The 25,759-nt window shown below is 64.8% G+C and carries 21 protein-coding genes; 18 read left to right on the top strand and 3 right to left on the bottom strand.

Annotated elements, in window-relative coordinates:
• The first annotated feature begins 145 nt into the window (after positions 1-145).
• From glf to AC4D2O_RS12140, 10 genes are all read left to right on the top strand, one after another.
• The gene (gene glf / locus AC4D2O_RS12185; RefSeq protein ID WP_490907624.1) at positions 146-1,333 is read left to right on the top strand and encodes a UDP-galactopyranose mutase; all 1,188 of its coding nucleotides are present in this window, start codon (positions 146-148) and stop codon (positions 1,331-1,333) included.
• A gap of 11 nt (positions 1,334-1,344) precedes the next feature.
• On the top strand, positions 1,345-3,345 hold the full coding sequence (locus tag AC4D2O_RS12180; protein ID WP_490907838.1) for a glycosyltransferase: 2,001 nt from the start codon (positions 1,345-1,347) through the stop codon (positions 3,343-3,345).
• 1 nt (position 3,346) lies between these two features.
• Complete coding sequence (locus AC4D2O_RS12175) at positions 3,347-4,240, top strand: ABC transporter permease (RefSeq protein WP_490907623.1); 894 nt, start codon at positions 3,347-3,349, stop codon at positions 4,238-4,240.
• 2 nt (positions 4,241-4,242) lie between these two features.
• Positions 4,243-4,974 carry an ABC transporter ATP-binding protein gene (locus AC4D2O_RS12170; protein ID WP_490907622.1) on the top strand — a complete coding sequence of 244 codons (732 nt, stop codon included), beginning with the start codon at positions 4,243-4,245 and terminating at the stop codon, positions 4,972-4,974.
• A 60-nt stretch (positions 4,975-5,034) separates the two neighbouring features.
• A complete protein-coding gene (locus AC4D2O_RS12165; RefSeq protein WP_490907621.1) occupies positions 5,035-7,044 on the top strand; it encodes a DUF6541 family protein in 2,010 nt (669 codons plus the stop codon).
• 163 nt (positions 7,045-7,207) lie between these two features.
• Positions 7,208-8,497: a nucleotide sugar dehydrogenase gene (locus tag AC4D2O_RS12160; protein WP_490907620.1), complete on the top strand. Its 1,290-nt coding sequence runs from the start codon at positions 7,208-7,210 to the stop codon at positions 8,495-8,497.
• Positions 8,498-8,574: 77 nt separating this feature from the next.
• A complete protein-coding gene (locus AC4D2O_RS12155) occupies positions 8,575-9,171 on the top strand; it encodes an acyltransferase (RefSeq protein ID WP_490907619.1) in 597 nt (198 codons plus the stop codon).
• Entirely contained in the window at positions 9,168-10,259 is a 1,092-nt protein-coding gene (locus tag AC4D2O_RS12150; protein WP_490907618.1) for a DegT/DnrJ/EryC1/StrS family aminotransferase, read from the top strand. The genes AC4D2O_RS12155 and AC4D2O_RS12150 overlap by 4 nt, the downstream gene beginning before the upstream one ends.
• A 3-nt stretch (positions 10,260-10,262) precedes the next feature.
• Positions 10,263-11,261 (top strand): Gfo/Idh/MocA family oxidoreductase, encoded by a 999-nt coding sequence (locus AC4D2O_RS12145; protein WP_490907617.1) that lies wholly within the window; start codon positions 10,263-10,265, stop codon positions 11,259-11,261.
• Positions 11,252-12,397, top strand: coding sequence for a glycosyltransferase family 4 protein (locus AC4D2O_RS12140; RefSeq protein ID WP_490907616.1), 1,146 nt, complete (start codon positions 11,252-11,254; stop codon positions 12,395-12,397). Before AC4D2O_RS12145 ends, AC4D2O_RS12140 begins: the two co-directional genes overlap by 10 nt.
• On the opposite strand, the gene wecB is transcribed toward AC4D2O_RS12140, so the two are convergent.
• Positions 12,372-13,430 (bottom strand): non-hydrolyzing UDP-N-acetylglucosamine 2-epimerase, encoded by a 1,059-nt coding sequence (gene wecB, locus AC4D2O_RS12135; RefSeq protein ID WP_490907615.1) that lies wholly within the window; start codon positions 13,428-13,430, stop codon positions 12,372-12,374. The two genes, AC4D2O_RS12140 and wecB, sit on opposite strands and share 26 nt — an antisense overlap.
• 222 nt (positions 13,431-13,652) lie before the next feature.
• Between wecB and AC4D2O_RS12130 the strand changes: the two genes are divergently transcribed.
• Together AC4D2O_RS12130 and AC4D2O_RS12125 are read left to right on the top strand one after the other, a co-directional pair.
• Complete coding sequence (locus AC4D2O_RS12130) at positions 13,653-14,774, top strand: glycosyltransferase family 4 protein (RefSeq protein WP_490907614.1); 1,122 nt, start codon at positions 13,653-13,655, stop codon at positions 14,772-14,774.
• A 5-nt stretch (positions 14,775-14,779) separates the two neighbouring features.
• Positions 14,780-15,892, top strand: coding sequence for a glycosyltransferase (locus AC4D2O_RS12125; RefSeq protein ID WP_490907613.1), 1,113 nt, complete (start codon positions 14,780-14,782; stop codon positions 15,890-15,892).
• 42 nt (positions 15,893-15,934) lie between these two features.
• Here the strand turns inward: AC4D2O_RS12125 and AC4D2O_RS12120 are convergent, their stop codons facing one another.
• A complete protein-coding gene (locus AC4D2O_RS12120; RefSeq protein ID WP_490907612.1) occupies positions 15,935-17,113 on the bottom strand; it encodes a glycosyltransferase family A protein in 1,179 nt (392 codons plus the stop codon).
• A gap of 153 nt (positions 17,114-17,266) precedes the next feature.
• Between AC4D2O_RS12120 and AC4D2O_RS12115 the strand changes: the two genes are divergently transcribed.
• Together AC4D2O_RS12115 and AC4D2O_RS12110 are read left to right on the top strand one after the other, a co-directional pair.
• On the top strand, positions 17,267-18,400 hold the full coding sequence (locus AC4D2O_RS12115) for a glycosyltransferase family protein (protein WP_490907611.1): 1,134 nt from the start codon (positions 17,267-17,269) through the stop codon (positions 18,398-18,400).
• Complete coding sequence (locus AC4D2O_RS12110; protein WP_490907610.1) at positions 18,397-19,410, top strand: glycosyltransferase family protein; 1,014 nt, start codon at positions 18,397-18,399, stop codon at positions 19,408-19,410. Before AC4D2O_RS12115 ends, AC4D2O_RS12110 begins: the two co-directional genes overlap by 4 nt.
• 24 nt (positions 19,411-19,434) lie before the next feature.
• On the opposite strand, the gene AC4D2O_RS12105 is transcribed toward AC4D2O_RS12110, so the two are convergent.
• Positions 19,435-21,240, bottom strand: a complete 1,806-nt coding sequence (locus AC4D2O_RS12105) for an ABC transporter ATP-binding protein (protein WP_490907609.1) — start codon at positions 21,238-21,240, stop codon at positions 19,435-19,437.
• 128 nt (positions 21,241-21,368) lie between these two features.
• On the opposite strand from AC4D2O_RS12105, the gene AC4D2O_RS12100 reads away from it, so the two are divergent.
• From AC4D2O_RS12100 to AC4D2O_RS12085, 4 genes are all read left to right on the top strand, one after another.
• Positions 21,369-22,364, top strand: a complete 996-nt coding sequence (locus tag AC4D2O_RS12100; RefSeq protein ID WP_490907608.1) for a glycosyltransferase family protein — start codon at positions 21,369-21,371, stop codon at positions 22,362-22,364.
• Entirely contained in the window at positions 22,361-24,256 is a 1,896-nt protein-coding gene (locus tag AC4D2O_RS12095) for a glycosyltransferase (protein WP_490907607.1), read from the top strand. Before AC4D2O_RS12100 ends, AC4D2O_RS12095 begins: the two co-directional genes overlap by 4 nt.
• Positions 24,257-24,393: 137 nt before the next feature.
• Entirely contained in the window at positions 24,394-25,059 is a 666-nt protein-coding gene (locus AC4D2O_RS12090) for a glycosyltransferase family 2 protein (RefSeq protein ID WP_490907606.1), read from the top strand.
• 4 nt (positions 25,060-25,063) lie between these two features.
• Positions 25,064-25,477, top strand: coding sequence for a DUF2304 domain-containing protein (locus AC4D2O_RS12085; protein ID WP_490907605.1), 414 nt, complete (start codon positions 25,064-25,066; stop codon positions 25,475-25,477).
• The last annotated feature ends 282 nt before the right edge of the window (positions 25,478-25,759 follow it).

Below are 25,759 nucleotides of genomic sequence, written 5' to 3'. Positions count from 1 at the left end.
TCGATGGGTTGTGGACTACGGCCGGCCGCACGGTGCAGCGGTGGTGGCTGCAGGGCCTGTGAGCGCGGTGATGCGGAGCGCGGCATGTCAGGTCGGGTAGCCTTAAGCGGGCATGTCCGTGGTTCGAATCAATCCAGGAGCATTTGTGAACGTTGACCTCGTTGTCGTTGGATCGGGCTTTTTCGGCCTGACCATTGCTGAACGGGCGGCCACCCAGCTCGGCCTCAAGGTGGCCGTGCTCGACCGGCGGCACCACATCGGTGGGAACGCCTACAGCGAGAACGAGGCTCGCACCGGGATCGAGGTCCATCGCTACGGCGCCCACCTGTTCCACACCTCGAACGAGCGCGTCTGGGACTACGTCCACAACTTCACGGAGTTCACGAACTACGTGCACAAGGTCTACACCCGCCACAAGGGTGAGGTGTTCCCGATGCCGATCAATCTCGGCACCATCAACCAGTTCTTCCGCACCGCTCTCGGACCCGCCGAGGCCCGCGCCCTCATTCAGGAGCAGGCCGGGGAACTCGCCGGGACGGATCCGCAGAACCTGAACGACAAGGGGATCCAGCTCATCGGCCGGCCCCTGTACGAGGCGTTCATCAAGTACTACACGGGCAAGCAGTGGCAGACCGACCCGAAGGACCTGCCGGCAGAAATCATCGCCCGGCTCCCCGTCCGCTACACCTACGACAACCGGTACTTCAACGACAAGTACGAGGGTCTGCCCGTCAACGGCTACACGGCGTGGATCGAGCGGATGGCGGACCATCCCAACATCGACGTCCACCTCAACACGGACTTCTTCGACGAGGGCCACGACTACTCGCGCTCCAGCACCCTCGGCCAGGTCCCGGTCATCTACACCGGCCCCGTGGACCGGTACTTCGACTTCGCTGAGGGTGACCTCTCCTGGCGCACCATCGACCTCGAGGAGGAGGTCCTCCCGATCGAGGACTTCCAGGGCTGTTCGGTCATGAACTACCCCGACGAGGACGCGGCACACACCCGCATCCACGAGTTCCGGCACTTCCACCCGGAGCGCGACTACACCAAGGACGCGACCGTCATCATGCGGGAGTACTCGCGCTTCGCGGAGAAGGACGACGAGCCGTACTACCCGATCAACACCGCCGATGACAGGGCGAAGCTGCTCGCATACCGCGACCTGGCGAAGGGCGAGAAGTCGGTGCTGTTCGGCGGGCGCCTCGGGACCTACAAGTACCTCGACATGCACATGGCGATCGGATCGGCCCTCAGCATGTTCGACAACAAGATTGCCCCGCACTTCACCAGCGGGCAGAAGCTCGAGAGCGGCGGAGTAGACGCGTGACACAGAAGGCAATGGATACGACGGCGGATGCCATGATGGACGGCGATCTCGAATGGCACACCCTGCAGCGGATCGTCCTGCCACAGCAGAGCCAGATGGACACTGCTGCGCTGTACATGGACACAGGCAGTGCCTTCGGAATCCAGCTGAACACCAATGACGGCACTGCCGTCGGCAATGGTCGGACGACCGCTGGACCGGCCTCGGACTCGACGACGGAGCTGCATGTCGAGGACGTGCGGTCCCGTCGATCGACGTCCGTGCGACCGGGTGAACGAGTCTCGTTCGGCTCGTACTTCAACGCATTTCCTGCAAGTTACTGGCGGCGCTGGACGCATCTGCGGGAGGTCCGTCTTCGGGTACGCACGGACGGCTCCGGAGTCGTGTCGGTCTACAAATCGAATGCGCGGGGAGCCCTGCAGCACGTGGAGACCGCAAGGGTCGAGGGGAAGACCACGACCACCTTCGATCTGTCGCTTCAGCCCTTCGGGGACGGCGGTTGGTACTGGTTCGATGTCGTGGCAGGAAATGACAGCCTCGTGCTCAAGGACGCCGACTGGCTCGCGGAGGGCGAGGCACCTGAGCGCGGAAGTATCACGCTCGAGATCACGACGCTGAACAAGCCTGATTTCTGCCTCAACAACCTCCAGATCCTCGCCGAGAACCCCAGCGCGATCGAGGACGTGCACGAGATCCTCATCGTCGACCAAGGGACGCAGAAAGTAGCGGAACAACCAGGGTTCGACGCCGTCCGTGCTCAGTTGGGCGGAAAGCTGCGGATCATCGATCAGGACAACCTCGGCGGATCCGGGGGATTTGCGCGTGGCATGTACGAAGCCGTGGAGAACGGTAGTGATTTCGCGCTCCTTCTCGATGACGACGTCGTCGTGGAGCCGGAAAGCATCCCGCGTCTCCTGTCCTTCGCAACGCACTGCAAGTCGCCGACGATCGTCGGCGGCCATATGTTCGACCTGTACAACCGGACAGTCCTGCACACCTTCGGTGAGATCGTGAACCCGTACCGGTTCCAGCCGGATCAGCCACTGCCCGAGCAGGTCCTCGGACACGACTTCGCCCGTGCCAACCTGAGACACACCCCGTGGCTGCACCGCCGGGTGGACGTCGACTACAACGGTTGGTGGATGTGCCTCATCCCCACGACGGTGATCCGGGAGATCGGCTTGTCCCTGCCGATCTTCATCAAGTGGGACGACGCCGAGTACGGACTCCGCGCGAAGAAGGCCGGCTACCCGACGGTGTCGATGCCGGGGGCGGCTGTATGGCACGTCTCGTGGATCGACAAGGACGACATGGTGGGTTGGCAAGCGTACTTCCACACCCGCAACCGGATCGTCGCTGCGCTCCTGCACAGCCCGTACGAGCACGGAGGGCGCGTTGTTCGTGAATCGGGTTACTCGGATATCAAGCACCTCGTCTCCATGCAGTACCACACGGCCCGCGGACGGGTCATGGCAATGCGCGATGTCCTCAAGGGGCCGGATCAGTTGCACGCGATCCTGAGTACGAAGCTGCCCGAGATCCGGACCATGGCGAAGGCGTATTCCGACGCCAAGATCGAATCCGACCCGGACACCTTCCCCACCCCGAAGATGGACAAGCCTCCACGGAACGGACAGGGGTTCCGAGCGCCGTCCTACACCACACTCGTCCCATGGGCGTTGAAGACGGTCGTCCGGCAACTCAGCTCGCCGGTGTCCTCCTCCAGCCAGGAGAGGCCCCAGGCGTTCATCGCCCACCAGGACAACAAGTGGTGGCGCATGTCGCAGTACGACAGTGCGGTCGTCTCGAATGCCGAAGGTACCGGTGCCTCCTGGTACCGGCGTGACCCTCGGGAGATGCGATCCCTTCTGGTTGAAGCCGCCCGCCTGAACGCCGAGATCCTCCGCCGTTGGCCCGCGCTGCGTGAGCAGTATCGCGAGGCACTGGAAGAGATCACGTCCTTCGAGTCATGGAAGAAGACCTTTGAGTCCCACTCGTCAAAGGGCAAATAGCGTGGCAGGAGCAGAACTGACGACGCCGGGATTCGGTGGCGGTCTTCGTGACGTCCTGCGCTCGCGCTACCTGCTGCGTCTGCTCGTCGCCAAGGAACTGAAGGTCCGCTACCGGGGCTCCGTTCTGGGCCTCCTCTGGTCCTACGTCAAGCCAGGTGTCCAGTTCGTCGTCTTCTGGTTCGCGCTCGGGATCTTCCTCGGAATGAACCGCAATACGGAGAACTATCCCATCTACCTGTTCTCCGGCATCGTCCTCATCAACTACTTCAACGAGGCATTGGGCAATGCGGCTCGTTCGATCGTGGGAAACGGCGGACTGATCAAGAAGATCTACCTCCCGCGCGAGCTCTTCCCCGTCGCGTCCGTGTGGGTTTCGGCTGTCCACTTCGTGCCCCAGCTGCTCGTGCTGCTGATCGCCTGCTTCATCGGTGGCTGGTCGCCGGGTCCGGTGCAAATCGCCGCAGCGTTCGCCGGGTTCGCGATCGTGACGATGCTCGCAGTGGGTCTAGGACTCTTCTTCGGTGCTGCGAACGTCTACTTCCGCGATTCGGAGAACTTCGTGGATATGCTCCTGATGATCGCCACCTGGGCCTCACCAGTGCTCTACTCCTGGACGATGGTCCGCGACGGATTGGTCGACGCCTTCGGAGTCGACGCTGGTGAGCTGCTCCACACGATCTACCAGATCAATCCGCTGACCATTGCCGTCGAGCTGTTCCATTTCGCCTTCTGGATGCCGACCACCAGTTTCCCCCGCACGGACCCGCTGCTGGCGGTTCCTCCGAACCTGCTCGACGTCTGGACGCCGATCGGGCTCGGCATCGCGCTCGTCGTGATCCTGGCGGGTCAATTCACTTTCCGGCGCCTCGAGGGCCGATTCGCTCAGGAGTTGTAACAGTGGCCATTGCAGTCGACGTGCAGTCGATCTCGAAGCAGTTCGTTCTCCGGCACACACGCTCCATCAAGGAGGCTTTCGTCTGGATCGTGAAGGGGCGGAAGGGCGATCTCTCGCAGAAGTTCCATGCGCTCGATGGCGTCTCGCTCCAGGTCGAGCAGGGTGAGTCGGTCGCGCTTCTCGGTCTCAACGGCTCGGGTAAATCGACACTGCTCAAGCACATCTCGGGCGTCATGCTGCCGGACAGCGGCACTGTGCGGACCCGGGGACGAGTCGCCGGATTGATCGAGGTCGGCGCCGGCTTCCACCCCGACCTCAGTGGGCGCGACAACGTGTACCTGAACGGCGCCATCCTCGGCATGACGGAGGAGCAGATCAACGAACGCTTCGAGAGCATCCTCGACTTCTCGGAGATCGGCCAGTTCATCGATACCGAGGTCAAGTTCTATTCCTCGGGCATGTACCTCCGCCTGGCCTTCTCCGTCGCCATCCACACCGACCCCGAGATCTTCCTCATCGACGAGATCCTGGCCGTGGGAGACGAGCCCTTCCAGAAGAAGTGCCTGGAGAAGATCAAGGAACTGGGGCAAGCGGGTAAGACACTCGTCGTCGTGAGCCATGACCTGGACCTCGTGTCGAAGGTCTGCCGCCGAGGCGTGCTCCTGGATCACGGACGCGTGGTGCTCGATGCGTCGGTGGAAGAAGCGGTAGCCGCTCTGAGGGGTCATCATTAGGTCGACGAGCGGCATGACCGGGCGTCGACCCCGATGAGCTGGGTAGAGACGATCCCTGTCATGGCCGCGATGCTGGCGACGTTCTTCGTACCCGGCTTCGTGCTGGCTCTGGTCGGACGAATGCGGGGACTGGCAGCATTTGCTGTGGCGCCCGCTCTGTCGCTCGGCCTCGGCGGTGTCGGTGCAGTCGTTTTCGGTTTCGCAGGAATTCGTTGGAGTTTGTGGACCTACCTCGGGTTCTCCGCGGTGGCGGTCCTGGCACTTGCACTGCTGGTGCGCGTTCCCGTTGCGAGGAATCGTCCACTGGCCGGCGAAGCGGCGGAGACAGCGATCGTCGCCCAGCCCCGGGAATCACGGCCCTCGCGTCGAATGCGCCGTTTCGCTCCGTTGGCGGGCGTCCTCGTCGCCGGCATCGTCAGTTTCGCTCCCCTTCGAGACGGGATGGGAAAACCCGACTACCCTGCGCTGACGTGGGATTCCGTCTTCCATCACAGTGCCATCCGGTACATCATCGACACCGGGAACGGTTCGAGTCTCAATCTCGGAGCGGTAGCGACGACCAACGGAGAACCGGGCTACTATCCGGGGGCATGGCACGATCTCGTGAGCCTGACCGTCGGCCATCTGCCCGTGACGGTCAGCCTGAACGTCGCAGCCCTCGTACTGGGATGTGTCATCTGGCCACTGTCCATCGCCTATCTCGCGCGGGTGGCCTTTCCGAAGCTCGCCTGGATGCCTCTGCTCGCTCCTGTCGTCGCGTCCGGATTCGTCGCCTTCCCGGCCCGCATGATCTCGTATGGCACGGTCTGGCCGGCGGCGATGGGGACGGCGCTGGTGCCTGCCCTTATTGCGCTGATTTTCGTGGTCACGTCGCGCAGCACGGACCCTGCAACCAGAATGCGACTGTCCGCGGTGTTGTCGATCGCTCTCGCCGGCGCGGCGCTGTGCCATCCCACCGCGCCCATCGCGGCTGTTTTCCTCTCCGCCCCCTTCCTCTTGCAGCGTTACGGAGCAATGGTGGCCAGGGCGGCAGGGCGGGGGACGAAGGTGCGGGCAGCGTTTTTGGTGGCGGTGCCCGTGGTCGGAATCGCTCTCGCGTGGATGGCCGTGATGATTGTTCCACGCCTGCGATCCGTGTTCTTCTTCGAGACGACACCAGTCGGTCCGGCAACGGACGCCATCGGTGCTGCGATCTTCGACACCATGCTCGCGCCCCTGTATCACGGGAACACCGAGCCGTTCTGGCTGGCCGGTCTGCTGGCTCTCACCGGTGTGACCATGACGCTGGTCCTGCGGGAGCATCGTTGGGTCTCTGTCAGCTGGACAATAAGCATCGTGCTTTACGTCGTCGCGGCAGGAGAGCAGACTGCGCTTCGGCCGCTGGTCGGGTTCTGGTATTCAGACCCGGTCAGGTTGGGAGGCTTGGTACCGATCTTCACGAGCCTGCTGGTTTCCTACGCCGTCCTGCGCACCATCGACGCCATGGTGTCGCTCGCGGCGCGTCGGAACGTGAAGTTACGTCGACCCGCAACAGCGACCGGGGCATCACTCGTCGTGCTCGTCGGGACTGCGGCGCTGTTGTACCCGCAGACGGCCGAGCTCAGGACCGAGGAGCGGACCGCCCGCCTCGCAGCCGATTACTCGGAACACCTCGAGTGGGATGACGGGCTTGCAAGCCTTCCGGAACTGGAACTCATCGAGCGGATGGGCGCCAGGCTGCCCGACGATGCAGTGGTACTGGGGGATCCGACATCCGGTGCGGCCCTCGTGTACTCACTGGCGGAGGTCGACACGCTCTTCAGGACAATGTCCGGGTCGTGGGACGCGAATGCCAGATACCTCGGTAAAAATTTCAACCGTATCGACACGGACCCGCGGATCTGTGAACTCCTCGATGAATATGGCGTAACCCACTTCTACGACGACGACCGCCGGTACCTGCCCGACATCGTTCATCGCCAGGATATGGAGGGCTTGACGATCATCGGAGTCGATCCCGAAGATCTCCGATTGGTCGACACCAGTGGCGATGGGGCACGGATCTACGAGATAGAGGCTTGCGGGCCGTAACCAACAAACCGGTCGGCCACCCTGTGCGAAGGGGGCAGCTGTGAGCATCCGATGGGATCAGGGCTTGCTCGATCCCGCTCAGGCGGCTGACGCCGGAGCAACTACCTATAAGCTTGTCCGGGACCAACGGGGAACCGCTGGACGCAAACATGAAAGGCCTTACGTGAAGATTGCTGTCATTGCCCTGGGTAAGATCGGACTCCCGCTGGCGGTGCAATTCGCCTCCAAGGGTCACGACGTGATCGGGGTGGATGTCAACAGGGCCACGGTGGCTGCCGTGAATGAGGGCATCGAGCCCTTCCCGGGTGAGGCGCACCTTCAGGCGATGCTGTCCGAACTCGTGCCGGCGGGAAAGCTGCGAGCGACCACGGACTACGCCGAGGCCGTCCCCGACGCGGACGCGGTCGTCCTGGTCGTACCACTGTTCGTGGACGCCGAGGCAAGACCTGATTTCGGTTGGATGGACGCGGCGACGGCGGAACTCGCCCGGCACCTCACACCCAACACCCTCGTGTCCTACGAGACGACGCTTCCGGTCGGTACGACCCGCGACCGATGGAAGCCTGCACTGGAGTCCGGCAGCGGCCTGGTCGAGGGGAAGGACTTCCATCTCGTCTTCTCCCCCGAACGAGTCCTGACCGGCCGTGTCTTCGAGGACCTGCGCAAATACCCGAAGCTCGTAGGAGGGCTTTCTCCGGCCGGGGCGCGAGCTGCCGTCGAATTCTACGAGGCCGTCCTCGACTTCGACGATCGTCCTGACCTCACGCGTGGCAACGGAGTCTGGGACCTGGGGTCCGCCGAGGCATCGGAACTGGCCAAGCTGGCCGAAACCACCTATCGCGATGTCAACATCGGATTGGCGAACCAGTTCGCGCGCTACGCCTCCACCGTCGGGATCGACATCTACCAGGTGATCGAGGCGTCCAATTCACAGCCCTACAGCCATATCCATCAGCCGGGCATCGCCGTCGGGGGGCACTGCATTCCGGTTTATCCTCGCCTGTACCTCTGGAACGACCCGTCGGCCACCGTCGTCCGGGCAGCTAGGGAAGCCAACGCGGGTATGCCGGACTACACCATCGGCCTCCTCGAGGGCGCCTACGGACCACTCGACCAGGCTCGGGTGGTCGTGCTCGGTGCCGCCTATCGAGGAGGTGTCAAGGAGACGGCTTTCTCCGGTGTCTTCGCGGCCGTCGAATCCCTCGAGTCCCGCGGCGCGCTTCCGCTGGTGCATGACCCGCTGTACTCGGACGAGGAACTCGCAAAGCTGGGATTCACGCCCTACCACCTCGGAGAACCTGCTGATGCCGCCGTCGTGCAGGCGAACCATGCCGAGTACACGGAGCTGTCGCCGGCAGACCTACCCGGCATCAAGGCGTTCATCGATGGACGCCGCGTGAGCAGCGCCGACAGGTGGGACAGTGTCACCTACCGCGTGATCGGCAAGGCCTAGAGCAGGAGCGCCCGTAGCAGGCCCGAGGAGCTGCGGACCGGTGCTTGCGAGCATCAACTACCAGGAAGGGAAACATCGTGAGCTATATAGCTGACACTGCCGATGTCTCGCCCGATGCAACCGTGGGGGAGGGGTCGAAGGTCTGGCACCTTGCCCAGGTGCGCGAGAACGTACGACTCGGCGAAAACTGCATCGTGGGCCGTGGTGCCTATGTGGGTACCGGCGTTGAGGTCGGGGCGAACTCGAAGATCCAGAACTACGCCCTGGTGTACGAGCCCGCCGTGCTGGGGGAGGGCGTCTTCATCGGCCCGGCCGTGGTCCTGACGAATGACACCTATCCCCGCTCCATCACACCCGAGGGAGACCTCAAGAGTGCTCACGACTGGGTACCGGTGGGAGTCACCGTCGAACGAGGCGCGGCGATCGGCGCACGAGCGGTATGTGTGGCTCCCGTGACCATCGGCGCCTGGGCCACGGTCGCTGCGGGGGCCGTCGTCACCAAGGACGTCCCGCCGTACGCCCTCGTTGCGGGTGTACCGGCGAAGCGGATCGGCTGGGTCGGCCGTTCCGGCCAGCCATTGCGCGCAGAAGATGGCGTGTGGGTCTGCCCGCAGACCGGAGACCGGTACGAGGAATCAAACGGATCACTGACACCAGTAGAGGTAGAAGCATGAGCAAGGGATTCATTCCAGCAGCAAAGCCGATCGTCGGCGATGACGAGCGGAAGGCCGTCGACGCGGTCCTCCTGTCGGGCATGCTCGCCCAGGGCGCCGAAGTCGCCGCGTTCGAGGAGGAGTTCTCCCAGGTTCTCCTAGACGGCCGTAGCGCCGTCGCGGTGAATTCGGGCACGGCAGGCCTCCATCTGGGGCTCCTGGCCGCGGGCATCGGTCCCGGCGACGAGGTCATCGTCCCCTCCTTCACCTTCGCTGCGACAGCCAACTCGGTGGCTCTCACGGGAGCCACGCCGGTCTTCGCCGACATCGAACTCGATCACTACGCGCTCGACGTCGAGCACGTGGCCGGCCTGATCACCGAGAAGACCAAGGGCATCATGCCGGTCCACCTGTACGGTCATCCCGCAGATGTCGTGGCGCTCGGCGCCCTCGCCGACCAGAACGGTATTTCGCTCTTCGAAGACGCCGCCCAGGCTCATGGGGCGTCGCTCGCCGGGCGCCGAGTCGGCACGTTCGGCGACTTCGCCATGTTCTCCCTCTACCCCACCAAGAACATGACCTCGGGGGAGGGTGGAATGGTGTCCACCGGCAAGCCAGAGATTGAACGGCGACTTCGACTGCTGCGCAACCAGGGCATGGAGCGCCAGTACGAGAACGAGATCGTGGGTTTCAATGCCCGTATGACCAACCTGCACGCGGCCATCGGAAGGGTCCAACTGACCAAGGTCGACGGCTGGACGGCACAGCGACAGTCCAACGCGGCTTTCCTCACGGAGAACATCGAGGGCGTCGCGACGCCGAAGGTCGCGGACGACGCGGTCCACGTGTATCACCAGTACACGGTGCGGGTGGATGGCGACCGTGACGCCTTCGCCGCTGCGCTGAAGAACGAGTACAACATCGGATCAGGCGTGTACTACCCGATCCCGAACCACCGGTTGCCCTCCTTCGCCCGCACGGAGGACCTTCCCAACACGGAGACCGCAGCCAGAGAGGTCCTTTCCCTGCCGGTCCACCCCTCCCTGGACGCGGAGGACCTGGACAGAATCGTCACAGCGGTCAATGCACTGGCGAAAGCAGGTGCATAGAGCATGGCGGATTTGAGGGTCGGTCTCATCGGGCTGGGAATGATGGGGAGACACCATGCCCGGGTCATCCGCGAGGTGGATGGACTCGAACTGGTCGCCCTGGCGGATGCCTACGGGGACCCGCACGGTGCTGCAGGTACGCTGCCGCTGTGCGGATCCGTGGACGAGCTCATCGAGCAGGGCATCGACATGGCGGTGTGTGCGGTCCCTACGGGACTTCACGAGACGGTCGGCCTGGCACTCGCTGCGGCCGGCGTCCACACGCTCGTGGAGAAGCCGATCGCGGACACTGTGGAATCGGGTCGGCGACTCGTCGAGGCCTTCGAGAAGGCCGGTCTCGTCGGTGCCGTCGGGCATATCGAGCGCTTCAACCCCGCTCTGCAGTCGCTGCGCAGCCGGATCGAGTCCGGTGACCTCGGAGACGTCTACCAGATCGCCACTCGGCGGCAGGGCCCTTTCCCTGCCCGCATCGCCGACGTCGGAGTGGTCAAGGATCTGGGTACCCACGACATCGACCTGACCGCGTGGCTCGCGCAGTCGCCATTCACTTCCGTGTCAGCCCGTACCAGCACCCGGTCCGGCCGGCCGCACGAGGACATGGTCACCGCCTCCGGCCAGCTGGAGAACGGAGTCATCACGAGCCACCTCGTGAACTGGCTGTCGCCTATGAAGGAACGGCTCACGGTGGTGACGGGAGAGAAGGGCTCCTTCGTGGCCGACACCCTCACCGCGGATCTGACGTTCTACGAGAACGGCACCTTCACCACGGAGTGGGAGGCGGTCTCCAACTTCAGGGGCGTCTCGGAGGGGAACATCACCCGTCTGGCGCTCACGAAGCGGGAGCCGTTGCGCTCCGAGCTCGAAGCGTTCCGTGATGCTGTTCTCGGTGTCGCCGACAACACCGTGACGATGCGGGAGGGCCTGGACACGCTGCGCGTTGCGGAGGCGATGATCGAGGCGGCCAACACCAACTCGACGATCGGACTGCCTGCGTGGCGCTGACAGTCGCCATAGCAACCAGACTCTATCCTCCGGAGGTCGGAGCCGCGGCCTTCCGACTCGAAGCACTCGCGCGGGGGCTGACGGAGGCGGGTGCCGACGTATCAGTACTCACCACCCGGCCACCAGGGCCTCGTGCTCCCGCGACCCCTGCGGTCAAGCGCTGGCCGGTGCTGCGCGACAACAGCGGGAACGTCCGTGGCTACGTCCAGTACCTCAGCTTCGATGTCCCGCTGTTCTTCCGGCTTCTTGCAACCCGTGCTGATGTCGTGGTGTCCGAACCGCCCCCGACGACGGGAGTCATGGTCGCCGTGTCGTCCCTGCTGCGGCGCCGAGGCTATGTCTACTACGCGGCGGACATCTGGACCGACGCGCTGGCCGCTACGGACGCGCCCGCCCCCGTGGTCAAGCTGATGGGTCTCATCGAAGGGGTCGTCCTGCGGAGGGCGCGCAAAGTGATCGCGATCTCCGACGGCGTGGCCGACCAGACCCGCCAGTTCGGCGTCGACCCTACCCGTGTGGTTGTCGTCGGCAACGGCGTCGACACCGACACCTTCTCGGTCCAGGGACCGACGGCTGCCCCCGGCTACCGCTACTTCGTGTACACGGGAACCATGTCGGAGTGGCAGGGAGCCGATGTCTTCATCGATGCGATGGCGCTCGTGCTGCAGCGGTTTCCTGACACGCGGCTCCACTTCTTCGGCCAGGGCTCAGCTGAGGCCGCCTTGCGTGCGAAGGCCCGGGAGGTCGCACCCGACCGGGTCCTCTTCAACGGTGTCGTCCCTCCGGACGAGGCTGCGCGGTGGCTTCGCGGCGCGGCCGCCTCACTGGTGAGTATCGTGCCGGATCAGGGCTACGACTTCGCGAAACCGACCAAGATCTACGCCGCAGCTGCGTGCGGAACCCCTGTCGTCTACGCAGGCGTCGGAGACGGCGCGCGCATGGTCGTCGACAACGAGCTCGGAGCGGCCTGCGGATACTCGGCGACCACCATCGCCGCGGCTATGGTGCGCTTCCTGGAGGAGCGCGACACACAGCGATCCGCGCGTTCGGCATGGGTCGAGATGAACGCCTCGTTGCGGCTGGCCGGGCGAAGGGCAGCAGCCGAAGTGGTCAGCGCCGCTTCAGGAGAGCGCTGACAACGGCGGCTGCTGCTTCTCCCGTGCCATAGGGCGTCGCCGTGGTGGGTCCGGGTTCGGGACGCTGCACCACGGAGGCGAGCGAGGCGAGATCGTCCGAGACCAGCACATTCCAGCCCAGCTCCACGGTCTCGACCCATTCCGTCTCGGGCCTGATCGTCGTGCACGGGACGCGCAGGAGGAACGCTTCCTTCTGAAGGCCCCCGGAGTCCGTGATCACACCGACACTGTTCATCACGGCGTTGATCAATTGCGGGTAGGCCAAGGGAGACGCGACCCGGATGGCGCCGATCTCCAGGTCGAGTCCGTGCCGCCGCGCCAGGTCGACCAGGCGGGGGTGCGCGAGGAGCACCACGGGCTTGTCGAGCGATGCCAGGGAGTCCAGGATCTGTTTCAGCCGGTCCGGATCATCGGTGTTGTCGGGCCGGTGGATGGTGCTGATGTAGTAGCCTCCGGCTGTCACACCCTCCGGCAGTGACTCATCCCGCGACTGGACTGCATCCCTGGTACTGAAAAGGACATCGGTCATCACATCACCGACCAGGACGCTGCGGTCGGCGAGTCCTTCGTGTGCCAGGTGCCGCATGGCGACCTCGGTGGGCGCGAGCAGGAGGTCGGAGGCGTGATCCGTGAGGACCCGGTTGTGCTCTTCGGGCATCCGGCGGTTGAAGGAGCGGAGGCCGGCCTCGAGGTGCGCCAAGGGGAGGTGGATCTTCACCGCGGCCAGAGCTGCCGCGAGGGTCGAATTCGTGTCGCCGTAGACGAGCACGCAGTCCGGCTGCACCTTCTCGAAAATCTCTTCCAGCCCGCCGAGCATCGCCCCGGTTTGCTGTCCGTGCTTGCCCGAACCGACACCGAGATTGAAATCGGGGGCCGGGATCCCGAGATCCTGGAAGAACACATCGGACATCATCGCGTCGTAGTGCTGACCTGTGTGGACGATCACGTGATCGGCTCCGCCCTGCATCGCGTGGGCGATGGGCGCGAGTTTGACGAACTGGGGGCGGGCACCGACGACGCTCAGAATACGCATTGATGCAGCCTATCGGTTGGGTCGGGGGCCCACGAACTGCCCGGAGGGCGGTAGGCAGTGTCCCGCTCCGGCTGATACGGGGTCGCAGGACGTATTCAGGGTCGGGATCGCGGCCGGGAAGCGTGCGATAACCTTATCCGGTGATCGCGCAGCCAGGACGACGACCGGTGCCGACGCCGTCGAACCATGGAGGTCCAGTGTGCTGACGAACGGTGATCTCGCGTGAAGGTACTCGCAGTATCCACCTGGTATCCGTCCTCCGACGCACCGACGGAGGCCCCGTTCAACCACGAGCACGTCAAGGCCATCCAATCGGAACATCCCATCCGCGTGGTGCACGTGCGCCTTCGGTCGTCCGAGGCCGCCGCCCGTGAGGTGTTCGAGGGCGTGAGCGTCTCGCGAGTGTCGCTCGACCTCCGGCGCCCGTGGAGCGTCCTCTCGGTGTTCGCCTGCATCCGCCGAGAGATGAAGGAGGCGGACGTCCTGCACTCCATGGCCTTCTCGACGATTCTGATGGTGCTTCCGGTATGGCTCACCGCACGTATCGCTTGGGTCCACACCGAACACTGGAACGGCGTGACCAACCCCGCAAGCGTGGGTCCCCTGTGGCAGCGCCTGGCCTGGCTCAGGCATCTCCTGCGGTTCCCGCATGTCGTTACTGGCGTCACGACGCAGTTGTCGGAACGGCTGCAGCATTTCGCCCGGCCCGCCTCGTCCATGGTGGTGCCGTGCGTCGTCGACAACAACCGTCCGATTGCGCCCTGGCCGCGGGGAGACGCCTTGAGGCTCGTCGCCGTCGGCGGGCTCGTACCACGGAAGCGGCCACTGCTCGCCGTGGACGCCGTCAGGTGGCTGACTGATCGCGGAGAGGATGTGACGCTCGAGTGGGTCGGCGCCGGAGCGCTCGAGGGCGAGGTGCAGGAGCGTTGCTCAACAGTCGGGCTCTCTGACCGGGTCCGCCTGCGGGGCGCCGTGCCACCCGACGAGATCTTCGCGCGCATCGAAGACGCGGACATCTTCTTCCTGCCTTCGGAGCAGGAGAATTTCTTCACCGCCGCTGCGGAGGCGCTGTCGTGTGGGCGACCCGTGGTCGCCGCCGTCGCCGGCGGGTACGACGACTACTGCGACGCGACGAACAGCATCCTCGTGGAGCGGCCGACGGCCGAGAACCTCGGTCGGGCGATCATGGAAGCAGCTGCCCTGCTGGATCGGCGCACTCCCGCGGACATCGCGGGTCCCATTCGGGAGCGATTCAACGCCCGAGTGGTCGGCGCCCTGTTCACGGAAGCCTATGCGGCCGCCTCGTCATCGGCGGGTCGCGCTGGCCGTGCAGGGCGGCCCTGATGGACATGGACATGGACCTCGGGTCTGCCGATCAGGAGCCGTTGGTCGACATGGTGGTTGCCGTGCACAGCGCTTCACGCCCGATCGGCGACGCCGTGCGATCGCTCGTCGAAGGCGGGCTCGACGCAGGGCGGCCCGCCGGTCTGAGGATCACGGTGGTCTGCCACAACATCCCGACAGCGACTATCGCGGCGCGAGTTCCGCAACATCATCGATCTCTCGTGCGATTCCTCGAGCTGGTCGACGGGATCGCAAGCCCCGCAGGCCCGCTGAATCACGGAATCGCCCACGCGACGGCCCGGTACGTCGGCGTCATGGGAAGCGACGACACGGTCGAGCCGGGAGCGCTGTCAGGCTGGCTGTCTGTCGCCGAGCGATATTCGTCGGATGCCGTCATCGCGCCGGAACGGCATGCGGACGGGCGGATGATCAGGACACCGGTGCTCCGTCCGAACCGCTCGCGTGACCTGCACCCGATCAAGGACCGGTTGTCATACCGCACAGCTCCCTTGGGACTGATTCGCCGGAGTGAGATCACGAGACTCGCACTGCGCTTCACCCCGGGCTTCCCCACGGGCGATGACCAGGAGTTCACGTCCAGGCTGTGGTTCGGTGGCGGCCGGATCGACTATGCGCGCGGTTCCGGACACTACGTTGTGGGAGCTGCGGCGACCGATCGGGTCACTTTCGCCCGCCGCCCCGTCGAAGCGGAGCTCGAGTTCGCCACGGCGTTGGTACAGGGTGATTGGTTCCTCGGCCGGAACGATGCCGAGAAGCGGGCCATCCTCGTGAAGCTGGTGCGCGTGCATGTCTTCGGCCTGGTCCAGACCCGCTTCGATTCGGGCGGCTGGTCCGAGAGCGACCGGTTGGAACTGGCGCGCATTCTCTCGACACTCCTTGCGCACGCCCCTGGCGCCCTCGCGCCGCTGAGCGTCGCTGACCACAGACTCGTGCGGGCCATTCTGGATCCCTCGATCGGTGGCGAGGAACTGCAGCGGCTTGCGACGGCGCGGCGCCGGTTCGGGCGCCTCGACACTCTGTTCCCACATTCGCTGAAGGCGGCGTTGAACCCGGAGTCACCCCTCCGGTTCATGCCTGCAGCGGCCCTGCTGCGGTAACGAGGGCGACGACCAGCGTGAGGTTGAGATCAGACGGCGTTCTCAGTGCGATGACTGAGGTGCATCCGGGGTAGCGAAGACCCCGGCATCCCGCCGGCGCCGTTCGTTCACGTACTGGCGGATGACGGAGTTCCTTCCCAGAGCCACGTGGGGATGCTGGGTCATCATGACATCCCGCCGACGCGAGGAATCGTAGGCCTGCGTCGCACGGGCCAGATCGGCTGCGTCATCCGTGGCGAGCGCGGCTCGAGCGAGGCGTCCATCGCGGACGCTCAGTGACCCTAATCCGTCGCCGGACAACTTCTTGACGCCCACGTAGAACGCGCGCCAGGCGGCTGCCTCCCCGGAGTCCCATACGGAGCCGCCGGCAGGCAGGCCCTGCGCATCCCCGGCGAGCGCTCGTGCGGCAATCTCACCCCGACGACGAAGGGCACCGATCCCGTGCACCCGCATGAGCTTCGTCGCGATAGCGCTACGCTCCACACGCGAAGCCTTCCGGACCCAGTCCTGCCCGGCCAGGGGGGCGAACCAGGCGAATTCCTCCTGAAGTGGCGACACAGTCGCTGTCACCCGGCCGTCGCCCGCATCATCGGTCTGGCAGTAGGCGGAGCTGCCATAGGGGTAGGTTATTCGTCCACCCGTGAAGAACAGTCGGAGAGTCGGCTCGAGGTCCTCCCCAGTTCGAAGGCCCTCCGTATACCGGAACCCGATCCTCTCGAGTTGTGCCCTACGCAACAGGCCGTGCGGAAGACTGCGGGTGGCCAGCCCGTCGCGCACCGGATGGACGATCCGGGGTTTGGAGGGGCGGATCCGGGGCGAGGTCAGGATCGCACCGTTCGTCGTACGGATGGGCGCCAGGACCGCGTCCGCCCCGGTCCGCCGCGCAGCGGACAACCAGGCGTCCAACGACCCTGGCTCCAGGTAGTCGTCCGAGTCGACGAACGTGATGTACTCCGCCTCGGACCGACCCAGGGCGTAGTTCTTCGGCCCGGCCGGCGAGTAGATGCCGTCATTCAACTCGAGCAGCGAGACGTTCGCACCCAGCGGTTCGTTGCCGAGGGCGGACCGCACCGACGCCGCAGTGATGTTGTGGCAGACGATCGAGACTTTGAGGTCTGCGCCTGACGCCGCAAGAAGGCCCTGCTGACTTACCAGTGAACGTACCGTACGTCGGATCGGGCGATCGGCGTCGTGAAGCGGGATGACCGCTTCGATCGACACCGGATCAGTCTCAGCACGGTGACTGGGGGAACTCATGAACTGGACACTCCTCAGCGAATTGGACTAGCAGACACTCTATCCGGCCGACTCTGCCGACCGGGACATGCCGACCGGCAGGCCGATGGGCCCCACCGGGGCTGACATAATAGGCCTATGTCCGCCCCGCGTCTGCTCATCATGTCCTTCTCACCACTCCGATCAGATGCGAGGATCCTCAAGCAGATCGCATTGTTCCAGGATCGCTATGACGTGGTGACCTGTGGCTACGGTGCTGCGCCGGACGGCGTGAAGAACCACATCAGCATTCCCTCGGAGCTGAAGGAATGGAAGTACAACCGGATCGCAGTGATGGGGCGCGCGTACCGGAAAGCGTACTGGGGGAATCCGGTCATCTCCTATCTCCGACCACGCCTCAGCGGCAGCGAGTTCGATGTGATCCTCGCGAACGATATCGATACCGCCGGCCTCGCCCTGTCCCTGCGCCCGGCTCATGGCGTGCACCTCGACCTGCATGAGTACTGCCCGCGGATGAAGGAGGAACTTCCCCGGTGGAAGATGTTCGTGGCGCCCTTCATGCGGTGGATGGTTCGGACTTTCGCCACGAAGGCCGATTCAGTCTCCACGGTTGCCGGACACATCGCCGATGAGTATCGGAGGGAGTTCGGACTGGCGCCCACGGTAGTGACCAACGCGGCTCCCTACTCCGACGCCGAGCCCGGTCCGGTGGGATCGCCCATCCGCCTCGTGCACTCGGGGGCGGCCCAGCAAGGGAGGTTGGAGGTGATGCTGGACGCCATGGACCTGCTCACCGTAGACGCGACGCTCGACCTCTACCTGACGCAGAATCACGGCCCCTACTTCGAATCACTGATGGCCCGCGTGTCAGCCATGCGAAACGTCACCCTGCACGACCCCGTGCCGTACACGGACCTGGCGAAAACCCTCAACGCCTATGATGTGGGCCTCTACGTCCTGCCGCCCCTCAACTTCAACTTCGCCTGGGCACTTCCCAACAAGTTCTTCGATTTCGTCCAGGCCCGTCTCGGCGTGGTGATCGGCCCTTCGCCCGAGATGGCTGCTCTGGTCCACCAGGACGGGCTGGGCAGGGTCACGGACGACTTCACGGCAGCAGCGCTGGCATCGGTCATCGACGCCCTGACGCCTGAAGAGGTTGCCCGTTACAAGCAGGCCTCCGCCGCAGCTGCATGGAAGCTCTCGGCCGAGGAGCAGGTCAAGGGGTGGGCGCGCGCCATCGAAGCCCTCGTGCCTCGCAACGACCGGGCATGACCCCGGAGAAGGTCCTCCAGTTCAACGACTGCGCGTTCGTTGCCCGATCGATGGTCGCCGCAGCGGCGCGGACGGGGCTGGAGTGGGACTACCTGCCACCGTCCCGGGTCCGGCCCATGCGGCCCGTTACTGGCGGACCGATGCGACGGAAGGCGGCTTACCTGCCGTACTGGGCTCGCCGGGTGCTTGCCGTCTCCCGGGCGCAGGTAGTGCACGTGCACTACGGAACCTCTGCTCGGCTGCTGACCGACCCGGGTGTGCCGAAGCGACCCTACGTGCTCACTCTTCACGGATCCGACATCCGTCGGCAGTGGAAAGACCCGAGATATCACAACGAGATACAGCGCGCCGTGGACGAAGCTGCCCACGTCTTCTACGCGAACAATGACACGGCGGGCAACGCACGAGCCGCGCGCTCCGATGCGGAGTTCCTTCCCGCCCTCATCGACGCAGCCACGCTGCCCGCCTGGGCTCCCGACCATGAAGAGCCGTCTGTTCTGTTCGTGTCGCGGTGGGATGACGACAAAGGGGTCGAGCGTCAGCTGGAACTCGCCGCTTCGCTGGCGCGCGCGATCGGCCCGCGGGCGCGCCTGCTCGGGCTGGACTGGGGTCCGGGTGCCGACGACGCGCGCCGGGCAGGAGTCACCCTTCTCCAGCGGATGCCGCAGGCACAGTTTCATGGGGTGATGGCGGGGGCGCATGTCGCCATCGGTCAGGCTACGGACAACTTCGCCACCAGTGAGTTCGAGGCACTCTCCATGGGACTCCCCATGGCAGCCCTGGGACGTCGCCTCGGCCGGCCCGACGACGGTACGGTGCCGCCCGTCATGGAGGGCTCGATCGATCAGGTCGTCACGCAGGTGCTGGACGCTCTGGGCGATCCACCGGCGGTTGCGCAGCGACTCGGCAGCTCGGCCTGGGCACTCCCGCGGTACGACGCGGGCTCCTACATCCCGATGCTGGAGTCCCGCTATCGGGCGGTTGCCCGGTCAGCTGCTGCCGAGGAGTGAACCGCCTCGCGCCGAAAGCTCCGGTTACGTGTTCCGGACTCGGTGCTCGCTCGGGTTGAGTCCGGCCAGCATGGCCTGCTGGGCGAAGTCCGGGTTGCCTGCGACGACTTCGTCGAACGTTCCGCGACTGACGATCGACCCGTCCTTCATGAAACACACCTGGTCGCTGTGCCGGATGGTGGAGAGACGGTGGGCAACCGAGATGACTGTGATCTCGCCATGCAGTTCTCGGATGGCGTCTGCAACGGCCGCCTCCGTGGCGGTGTCGAGGGCGCTGGTCGCCTCGTCGAGGACCAGGATGAGCGGATCGACGTAGAGAGCGCGCGCTATCCCAAGTCGCTGGCGCTGGCCCCCGGACAGTGCGAGGCCCCGTTCCCCGACTCTCCCGTCGATGCCGCCGGCCCTGGCTTCGACCGTGTCCAGGAGTTGAGCCCTGCGAAGTGCCTGGCGCACCTTCTCGGTGTCGAAATCGTCACCCCAGGTCAATGCGACATTCTGCGCAATCGAGCCGTCGAAGATAGCGACGTCCTGGGGTACGTACCCCACGCGGGACCTCCAGTCCGCGAGTACTTCGCCCAGCGGCACTCCATCGAGTTGCATCGACCCAGCGGACGGCGTCAGCAGTCCCAGCAGGATGTCGATGAGCGTCGACTTGCCTGCACCGGACTGTCCGACGATACCGAGCGAGGACCCGAGCGGAACATCGAGGTCGACATCGCGCACGGCCGGGGACGATGCGCCCGGGTAGGTGAACCCGACGCCTTCGAGAGTCAGGATGCGCGGGTCGGCGCCGATCGCCCGGTGACCGATGGTCTCGTCGTGATCGCTGTAGGAATCCATCCGCTTGATGTCCTCCATCACGATGCTGGTGTACGGCAGGGTCGACTGGGTCAGGGCCAGTTGTGACTGGACCGAGGTGAGGGAGGGAACCATCCTGAAGCCCGCGATACCGAAGATGGCGACCGCGGCAAGAGCATTCTCCAGACCGCCGATGAAGAACGAGACAGTGCCGATGAGGAGGAACCCGCCGATGAGCGCCATCTCGACCACGAACTTCGGAACTGCTGCCAGGAACCGGATATTCGAGCGGGAATGTGCCGCCCTCGAGCGACTCACGAAGACGACGTCGCCGACCTCGTCGGCCTTGTTGCGGAGGGTGATCTCCTTCAACGCCGAGATCATCTCCGAGACGAGAGTGGACATGCGCATGGCGGCATCCCTGTTGACGCGCCCGGCTTCGTAGGACTTCTTCGTCAGCCACAGGTAGAGCACGACGGCGATGAGGCCGAGGTAGACCACGGTGATCGCGGCGGTCAGCGGCTGCGTGACGACGAGGATGCCGAGCACTGCCAGGAAGGAGAGGATCTGCGAGGGGATGGTGACGGCGGGGATCAGGACCCCGGAGATCGTGTTGGCGATGCCCACATCGATGAGACGTACAAGTTCCGCCGTGGATCGCTTCATGCGTTCGGTCCAGGGCGAGCGGATGTAACTGTTGAACAGGTGCGTGCCGATTTCGAGTTCGAAGCGGGCGAACTTCCGTGTGGAGATCCACTGCATCCAGATGCTCGCGAAGGATTTCACGATCATGAGTCCGGCGGAGGCAACCAGGACCCAGAGGCTGGCGTCCTGGGAGATGGTGCCGACAACGGGCAGCTGCAGGTCTCCGCCGCCGAGGATCTGCGTCATGACCACCGCGAAGACCCCCAGCGCCGCTGCCTCGAGCAACGACAGCAGCGACAGGGCGATGCCGAACACGATGACGAAGCGGCGCGCATCAGCGGGCAGAAGGGGCATGAGTTCGCGCAGGACGCGAATAAGATCTTTCATCGGTTCTCCGAAGCGGCGGGGGAGGGCACTGCCGTAATCAGTACCCGGACCATCTTACGTGCGCACCCTCTGCCCACCCTCCAATCGCTGCGCCGGCAGGGTTCGAACTGCGTGAGAGGATGGCGTGCATGCCAGAAAACACCCGGGTGACGCATCTTTTCGACTGCGCAGATGTCGGCTCGGCGCTCGTATCCGCAGGGCGACGGCAGAACCAGCCGTGGCATCAGATCCAGGGCCCCTGGGCGCGGGGAGGGACGAGGGGAGCGTACTATCGCTTCCTCGCGGAGCTCGCGGCGAGGTACTCACGCACGGAGTTGTGGCACGTCCATATGGGCGGGCGCGCGCGGTGGGCCCGCGGGCGCTTCGCGCGGCCGTATGTCCTGACCCTGCACGGTACGGATATCAGGGAGAACTACTGGCAGGCAGAGCACCACGAGCAGATCGCCGAGGACATCGACCTCGCGCAGCACGTCTTCTACACCACGCCGGATCTGAAGGAGAAGGCCGAGAAAGCGCGCCCGGACGCAGAATACCTGCCCGTCGCCCTCGATCTGGGAGTGATTCCCGACTGGGCCCCTGCTTCGCGTCCGCAGGTGGTCTTTCCGTCGCGCTGGGACAGATCGAAGGGCGGAGACGACCTGCTGGCGATGGCTGCCAGCGTCGCGCACGCAGTCGGCGATCGAGCCGAGCTGGTCGGTATCGACTGGGGTGACCGGGCCGCGGAAGCGGCGGGTCTCGGCATCCGGTTGCTGCCGAAGATGAGCCAAAAGGAGTTCCTCGCGACGCTGGCCCAGGGACACGTCGCCGTCGCGCAGACGGGAGGCGCATTGGGGGTGAGTGAACTGCAGGCGATGGCGATCGGCGTTCCGCTGGTCTTTCCGGATCCCGTGGACGGGTATCCGCGCGGCGGCGAAAGCGGCGGCGAGATGGGAGCGATCGTCGTGGAACGGCGGGACGCCGGCACGGCAGTCCTCGAAGCCCTCGCTGATCCACGGGCGACGTCGGAAAAGGTGGGCGGTCGGGTCTACATCCGCCGACACCACGATCCCGCCGGCATGACCGAACGACTGAGGGCTGTGTATGCCCTGGCTGCGGGGAACCCGGCGGGGAAGAGGACGGCATGACGTCTGACGATCGGGTCAAGCCGCACCTTCTGTATGTGGCCTTCGCCTACCCTCCCAGCACGGCATCGTCCGTGTATCGGTCCCTGGCTGTACCGAATGCGTTCGCGCAGGCCGGATGGGACGTCACCGTTCTCACGATCGACGGCGAGACCTGGTCGGAGATCTCCGGCCTCGACACCGAGCTCCTGGACTCGGTCGACCCGGCGGTCAGGGTTGTCCGGATCTCCGACGGAGGTTCCGAGGAGCGTGCGAAGGGGAATCTGCGTGCGTTCCCGAGGCTGCGGGTCGAAGCGCCTTACGTGTGGGAGCGACTCCTGTCCCTGCGCAGCACGCGCTCCTTCCCGGAAGCGTTCCACGGGCTGTGGCTCAAGCCGGCATCAGCAGCTGCTCGTGAGATCCACCGGGAACACACCGTCGATCTGGTCATCGGTACGGCGAGCCCCTACGTGTCCTTCGCGGTCGCGCGTTCCCTGCCAGGGGTTCCCTATGTCATGGACTACAGGGATGCATGGGCTTTCCATACCTTCACCGGACGCCAGAACTTTTCGCCCGAGTCCCGAAAGGGAAGGCTGGAATCGACCTTCCTGCGGGAAGCTGCGCAGGTCTGGTTCGTCAACGATCAGATCCGTGACGAGTACGCCCGCCGTTACCCCGTTGCTGCCTCGAAGATGCGTGTGGTGCCCAACGGATTCGACCCCCAGCCGGGGCATTCGAGGCCTATGGTCAAGCCGGTGGCGAAGCCCTCTTTCGGGTACCTCGGAACGCTCCAGCATGAGAACAATCCGTTCGAGGAGCTCCTCGATGGGTGGGTCGACGCGTTCGGTGTGACCCGCACCCGAGACGCGCCGGCGGCGACGGCACAGATCCGCGGAAAGCTCAGTTCTTCGGGCAGCGTGTCTCCGCAGCTGCTCCGCAGGCTGGACGGGGTCCGGCAGCACGGATTGGAGTACGGCGGGCCTGTGCCCAAACGTCAGGTCTCCCGGTTCTACGGAACCTTGGATGCCCTGATCCTGTTGCTTCCCTCGGGTCGCTATGTCACCGGGGGTAAGACGGCCGAGTACCTCGCGACAGGCCTTCCGATCGTCTCCGTGCACGAGTTGAGCAATGCGACCACCGACATGCTGCGCGCCTACCCTCTGTGGTTCCCTGCCCGCGAGATGACTGCGTCCGCAATCAGCGCAGCCCTGCGCGAATGCGCCCAGGAGCTCAGCAAGCCGGATGAGGCACGGTGGGCTGCTGCGTGGGACTACGGCCAGACTTTCCTCCGTTCGACGATGATGGCTCCGGTAATCGAGGAGCTGACGCGATCCATCGGGGGCTCCCGACACCATTCGTCGCCTGGCCGCATGGACGAGCAGTTGAGCCCAGAGCCCGTCACAGCATCCGCCCCCGCGACGTCGGTAGGGCGCGCCAGCGGCCTCGCCACCGTCAGTGCCGACAGCCTGGCCGACGGGAAACAGGCGAAAGTGCTCGTGGTGATGCAGGAGGGGGGCGCGGAAGTACTTCAGGATCTCCGCTCCCGGATCGGGTCGATCGAAGGGATCACCGTGTCCCTGGTCGCCTTCGTCGCGGATGATGGTCAAGTCGACGCTGCAATACGGACGCTCCCTGCCGCGCAGGCGGGAATCGCCGAGCGGTCGAGCCGGCGGCTTGCCGCGGCGCCCAGCATCCCGGGGGTGGTTGGGCGGCTACTCCACGACAACCTGCGTTCACGCAGGTTCGCCCGGTCCGTCCTCGGGGACGACCTGTTCATGTCGGAGGTGCTGGCGGCCGATGTCGTGATGGCAGGAGACTCCGGTGCGACGCGAGCTGTCTGGCAACTGAAATCCCGCACCCGGGCGGACCTCGTCAGGGGTTCTGTCGCCCTGGTCCACGTATTGAGGAACCGGTAGCTATCGACGACCGGCCTCCGACGAGGCGAGTTCGGAAGGATCGATCTGAATCGGAGCTTCTCCCTCTCGTACGCGGGAGCGGCGCCGTCGCAGGTGTCCGAACGGGGGTGGACGGCGCTCCGTGCGATACTGGACAGGTGAGTCGCACTTGGATTGTAATTCCCCTGTTCAACGAGGCTCCCGTTATCGGCTCGGTAATCAGTGACCTCCGCAAGGCCTTCCCGTATATCGTCTGTGTGGACGACGGCAGTACCGACAGCTCCGCTGCGGCGGCACGAGCCGCAGGGGCGGTGGTCGTCCAGCATCCAGTGAACCTCGGGCAAGGAGCGGCGCTCCAGACGGGCTTCGAATACGCCTTGGAAGACCCCGAGATGTCCTCAGTCGTGACATTCGACGCGGACGGTCAACATCGGGTGGCGGATGCGATAGCCATGGTTCGGAGGCTCGAGTCCGGGGAAGCCGACGTTGTGCTGGGTTCGCGGTTCCTCGATGGCCGCACGAAGATCGGCCCGGTCAAGCGTCTGGTACTCCGAACGGCGGCTCTACAGACCCGGCTGAGTACGGGTCTGGCTCTGACGGACGCCCACAACGGGCTGCGCGCCTTCAACCGGAACGTCGTAGGTCATCTGCATCTCACCCAGAATCGCATGGCTCACGCTTCTGAACTGATTCAGGTGATTGTCGCTCTCAAGCCACGATGGACCGAGCACCCGGTCGAGATAATTTACACGGACTACTCGAAAGCAAAAGGGCAGTCCCTCCTCAATTCTGTGAATATTCTCGCGGATCTGCTTTTTAGGTAACTTGATGATAATTCTTCTGCAAATAGTACTCGTCCTCGCCGTCATCTCCTTCTCTGTGGTGCTCATACGCGGAGGGTTGAATGCGAAGCATATGGCTGTTCGTCGGATCATGGTCCTACTGTTCGCGGTGGTCGCGGTCCTCTCCATATTCTTCCCTGCAATCCTGACGCGACTGGCCAATTTCGTTGGCGTCGGTCGCGGAACGGATCTCATGCTCTACGCCTTCATCGTCTCGTTCCTGGTCTACATCTCCACCACCCATCAGCGCTTCCGTCAGATGGAAGGCGTCCTGACGAAGCTCTCGAGGCGGATCGCGTTGGACGAGGCAGAGCGTCCTTGGGAAGGTAAAGCCCCAGGGCATCTCTCGCGGACCGCACTCGGCGATGATTCCCGAGACCGGTCCGTCGAAGGAGCTTAGGCGGAAGTCGCAGCTGCTCCGCGGAATCGGGCCCTCTCGTTGTGACCGGTGGAATCAGTGCGATCCCGAAAGCGGACTCGGACTGTCTCGTGACGCGTGTACAGGAATCGCAAGGTGGCCCGAATACGTCCTCTCAGGCCGGCAAGGTCTCACCGAGCACGATCCGGCCGTCCGTTTTGCTCCGCGCAGGTATCACGGCTTTGCCGGGACGTACTTCCGCGGCCCCTATGAGAAGCGGTTCGGAGTAGCCCGCCGGGACCGATCCGCTATCACTGCACAGCC

Source organism: Arthrobacter sp. TJ-238 (assembly GCF_058269215.1).
Note: the sequence above shows the minus strand (reverse complement) of the source record. Positions and strands in the feature narration are given on the sequence as shown.